The sequence below is a fragment of the Rhodopirellula maiorica SM1 genome (assembly GCF_000346295.1).
Lineage (GTDB): Bacteria > Planctomycetota > Planctomycetia > Pirellulales > Pirellulaceae > Novipirellula > Novipirellula maiorica.
Genome location: NZ_ANOG01001128.1, coordinates 1 through 5,137 on the forward strand (window position 1 = coordinate 1; position 5,137 = coordinate 5,137).

Annotated in this window: 4 protein-coding genes; all 4 read left to right on the forward strand. The window is 55.5% G+C overall.

Annotated features, from left to right (window positions below):
* A partial coding sequence (locus RMSM_RS36105) for a galactose-1-phosphate uridylyltransferase (protein ID WP_040771456.1) occupies nucleotides 1–794 on the forward strand: 794 nt, incomplete at its 5' end.
* Between the two features lie 391 nt (nucleotides 795–1,185).
* Nucleotides 1,186–3,351, forward strand: coding sequence for an alpha-amylase/4-alpha-glucanotransferase domain-containing protein (locus tag RMSM_RS36110; protein ID WP_008709810.1), 2,166 nt, complete (start codon nucleotides 1,186–1,188; stop codon nucleotides 3,349–3,351).
* An 877-nt stretch (nucleotides 3,352–4,228) separates the two neighbouring features.
* Nucleotides 4,229–4,849, forward strand: coding sequence for a sigma-70 family RNA polymerase sigma factor (locus tag RMSM_RS36115; protein WP_040771457.1), 621 nt, complete (start codon nucleotides 4,229–4,231; stop codon nucleotides 4,847–4,849).
* Between the two features lie 15 nt (nucleotides 4,850–4,864).
* The coding region (locus RMSM_RS36120; RefSeq protein WP_040771458.1) for a hypothetical protein at nucleotides 4,865–5,137 on the forward strand (273 nt) is incomplete at its 3' end.

The following is a 5,137-nucleotide window of genomic DNA, read 5'->3' on the forward strand; positions in this document are numbered from 1 at the left end:
CCTCGAACCTCGCCGCTAACGATCCATCGAAACGAACCCATCCGCTGTTCCAAAGCAACAAAGTGATCGGGGGTCATGAAGTTATCATTGAATCACCTAATCACGTGCAGTCGATCAGTGAATTGGATCTGACCGAGATCAAACTGATGTTGGTTGCTTATCAACACCGACTGAGACATTGGCGAAAACAACCAGGCATTCAGTACATCAGTCTGTTTAAAAACGTGGGCGGTGACGCTGGAGCTTCGCTGCAGCACAGCCACAGCCAATTGTTAGCAACCGACCAGATGCCCAATTCGGTTGAAAACATCAACGAACGCATGCGAGCGCACCAAGCCAGAACCGGGTGCTGTTTGCAGTGCGATATTATTCGTGCCGAACTGAAACAGAAACAACGGATCGTAGCGCAGACCAATTCGCTGGTTGCCTACTGTCCCTACGCAAGCCGGTTACCCATGCTGCTGCGTGTGACCACGAAAGACCACGTCGACCATTTTGATCAACTTTCGCCCGACGTCCTCGACGATTTGGCGCGGATGATCAAACGAATGACAGGTTGGCTGGAAACGCTTATTCCTAACGCCGCGTACAACATGCTGCTACATACCCGTCCACCGGGCGCTCGTGGCAACGCCGAGGCATTCCATTGGTCGCTGGAATTCTTTCCCCGCATTAGCCGCATCGCCGGTTTCGAGTGGAGCAGCCAGTGCATGATCAATACGGTGCTGCCTGAATTGGCCACCGAAAAATACCGCAAATGTGCCGCTGCGGAAAATCCGCGGCTTGTGCTGTAGTTTGCCGAAGCACCTCGCCCGCGATTGGCGAAGCCCGAACGTTTGGCAAGTCACAAACGCTTGAGGCAAACGGTGCCATCTTCCGACGCTGCCTCAGCATCCCCGCGATGCCACCGCAGACCGCCAGTCTTGCCTATCTCGACTGCTCGGCCCGCTCTCTGTGACACGTGATTTTCCTTGGAAACCCAGCGAAGACGCGGCTGTAAAACGAAACCGCAGATTGGGTAAATGATTCGGATCATTCTGGCCGATACATGCTGTAACCGTGCTATGGTCAACCGCACCCTGCCGATCCTTGGGGAAATCCCCCGCGAGATCCATTGCGGCTGAATCCATGGCACTGGGTTTGTGATCGACCGAATTTGACCCTTTCACCCCCAAAATCGCAACTATGACGCCGCACGCTCATCTTTGTTTGGTTCTGCACAACCATCAACCTATCGGTAACTTTGACGGCGTTTTTGAACAAGCGTATCAGGACAGCTATCTGCCGTTTTTAGAGGTGTTCGAGCCTTACGATGCGTTGCGAATCTCGCTGCATACCTCGGGGCCGCTGATGATGTGGCTGGCTGATAATCATCCCGAGTACATTGACCGTCTGCGAATGCTGGTCGACGCGGGACGTGTCGAAATCATTGGGGGACCTCAGTACGAGCCGATCTTGGCGATGTTGCCACGGCGTGATCGGATCGGCCAAATTCAAGCCTACAGCAATTGGCTGCACCGCACCTTGGGCGTTCGACCTCGCGGAATGTGGACGCCGGAGCGTGTTTGGGAATCGTCGTTGACAAGCGATGTCGTCGATGCCGGAATCGAGTACACCGTGCTGGACGATTTCCATTTCCGCGCAGCCGGACTTCGCGATCCTCAGTTGACCGGTTACTACTTGACCGAAGATGACGGACGCGTGCTGCGAGTATTCCCCGGATCGGAACACCTTCGCTACACGATCCCATTCCAGAGCGTCGATGCCACGATCGAGCATTGTCGCGAACTCGCCCATCGTTCGCCTGGCGTCGTATTGACGTTTGGTGACGACGGCGAAAAATTTGGCACTTGGCCGGATACCAAGGTACACGTGTACGAAAAAGGATGGCTTCGCTCGCTGTTTGAATCATTGACGGCCAACGCGGACTGGTTGAAAACGGTCACACTCGAAGACGCGATCACCCACACCGCTCCGGTTGGCAAGGTATATCTGCCCGATTGTAGCTACCGCGAAATGACCGAATGGTCGCTTCCCGTCGCAGCGCAAGATACGTTTGACGAAGTTACCCACGCGATGGAAGACCAACCGCAGTGGAGCGATTTGAAAAACTTCGTACGCGGCGGTTTCTGGCGGAACTTCAAAACCAAGTACGACGAAACGAACGAAATGTACGCGCGGATGATGCACGTCAGCCGCCAGCTAGCCGAAATCGAAGCCACCGGAATCGGTGCCAGCGAGATTTCGCAAATCCGCGACGACCTGTACCGTGGCCAATGCAATTGCCCGTACTGGCACGGCGCTTTCGGCGGCATCTATTTGCCGCACCTTCGCAACGCAGTCTTCCAACACTTGATTGCCGCCGACAACGAACTGGAACGACTCAGCGGTGTCAATGAACACAGTGTCCAAGCCACCGCATCGGATTATGACTTCGATGGATACCAAGAAGTTCGGCTCAGCAACAATCGTCTGTGTGCGTGGTTCGCGCCAGGACGTGGTGGCCGCATGTACGAATTGGATGTCCGAGAAATCCAACACAACCTGCTAGCCACGCTACAACGTCGCCCGGAAAGCTATCACCGCAAAGTATTGGCGGGTCCAAACGCCGGCGGCGACGAAGTTGCAAGCATCCACGACCGAGTCGTATTCAAACAAGAGGATCTGGACCAGCGACTTCAATACGACCGATTCGCTCGCAAGAGTTTGATGGATCACTTCTATGACAACGATGCGACCTTAGAAAACGTGGCTCGTGGTGAAGCGACCGAACGTGGCGATTTTGTCGAATTGGCGTTCCAAACCAAACTGCGTCGCGGTGCAGATCGTGTACAAGTTCAAATGCGTCGCGACGGCAACGCCTGGGGCATCCCCATCACGATGACCAAGGCGGTGACGATGCACGCCGGCAGCGATCGATTGACGGTGGCCTACCTGCTGGAAAACGTACCGCAGAATCAACCGCTGCATTTTGCCATCGAGATGAATTTTGCCGGGCTGCCATCGGGTGCGGACGACCGTTACTTCTCGGACATCAACGGCCATCGTCTCGGACAACTTGGCGAGGAACTAGACCTCGAAGATGCACTCGGTCTAAGTCTATCGGACCGTTGGCTGGGCATCGATGTGGCTCTTCAGATCAATCGACCGAGCGGTATTTGGGCGTTCCCGATTCAAACGGTTAGCCAAAGCGAATCGGGCTTCGAACTTGTTCACCAAAGCGTTTGTGTGCAACCTCACTGGATTGTCACGGGCGACGAAAACGGTCGCTGGAGCGTCGAGTTCGAATTGGCCGCATGCTGCGAGCAGAAGTCGGAAACCGTTCACGAGCAAGAAGTGATTCGGCTGTAAGGCAGAAGAAGAGTTCTTCTTCCGCCCCCTACTGCAGTGACCTGTCCGCCGACAGCTCCGGTTGTCGGGTGGCGAAACCGTGGCTAGCAGACCGTTGATTTAGTCGTACGATGGACTTCCTAGTCCGTCGAATACACCCGTGACGGACGAGGCAGTCCATCAGCCACCCCCTTGCCACAAGACACTTCAAAAAATCAACAGCCCGCTAGTGTCAACGCGGCCAACGGATTCGGTCGCCGGGTAAATTCCAAACGGATCACTCGCGGCAAACGGACCGTAGTCACCCTCACCAGCGAGTGGAGGGTTGCTGCACGAATACGCGTCACCACCTTCTGACGAAGGTAGCCACCAGAGAACGTTTTACCTGTGGTGGCGTCACGATGGCCTGCCCAATGCCATCTACCTTAGTAGCGGCACGGCGCGAGCCCAATGCCATCTACTTTGGTAATCATCGGGGGGCTCAAGTAGTGGGATTCGCCAGAATTCCCATCTTTGCTGTTGAAACACCAGGAACTCTGGCGAGTCCCACTACGAAAGTAGATGGCATTGGGCGCGAGCCGTCCGGTCGAGGCGAGTAAAATGTTCGGTTTCGACCGGGCGAGGCCCCGCGCCGCACCGCGATAAAAGACACTTGTTTAGTGCCAATGTAAACGGCGTTGGCGGCCTGCGCTGGGGGCGGCTTTGTCCGGCGGCCCCTCTTCTTTTTCGGGCATTTTCTCTCTGGCCCGACGCTCATTTGCTGCATTCTCAACCATGCGAACGCATGACTCGTTTGCGGTGTCTTGCCTGGGACCACCCCACCCTCCAATAATATTTCTTGGTTTTCGCGTGACAACTTGTTGCTGAACCGGCCAGGACATCTAGAGGACGCAGCGCCATCAACCCCACGGAACTCTCCTCGTCTGAACTACTCCGACTCGCTCGCGCAGGTGATGCCGCGAGCGTAGGAGCTTTGCTATCAAAATACGGCAATTACATGGAGGTGATTACGCAGGCCCAGCTCGATTTGCGGGTCCGGCGACGGGTTAGTTCGTCCGACGTGGTGCAAGAAACCATGCTGGAGGCGCACCGTGATTTTGAGAAATTTTCCGGTAGTACGATGGCCGAATTTACCGGCTGGCTACGAAAGATACTGATCAACAATCTTGCCCGCACGGTGGAAACTCACCTGTTGGCTGCGAAACGGGACGTTCGCCAGGAACGATCGCTCGAGGATGCCAATGACGCCCTGAACCGGTCTCACCTACGAATCGAATCAATGCTTTCGGATCATGCACGATCGCCAGCGTCCGAAGCGGACCACCAAGAAGCCTTGGTCGAAATGGCCAATGCCATCACCGACCTACCCGAGGAATATCGAGAAGTGATTGTGCTCCGACACATCGAAGGACTGCCGTTTAACCGTGTTGCCGAGCGAATGAAGCGAACCCCCGGAGCGGCCCGTATGCTTTGGATGCGGGCCATTGAACGTCTCCGCCAGACCATGAACCAACGTTGATCGAGTGAACCCAACATGCACGTTGCATCTCATCCTGCCCTGCCCTCCTGGCAGCATCTACCGACCGGCCTGCAAACACGCTTGGCCGAGCTGTTGGATCAATACGCATGTTCACTCGAAGCGGGTGACGAAGCTTCGGCGGCACGCCTACTAAGTCAGCACCCCGAACTCAGCGAACATTTGCAGGGGCACCTCGAAAGTCTCAGGCTGCTTTGTCGGCCTGTTTACAAAACGCCAACCAGGCAAATGGACCTTGCTGCGGATCCCACCGAATTTAGCAACCAATCG

Excerpts from the sequence above, each read along its gene's own strand:
- RMSM_RS36110 (WP_008709810.1), top strand. The coding sequence starts at position 1,186 with ATGACGCCGCACGCTCATCTTTGTTTGGTTCTGCACAACCATCAACCT.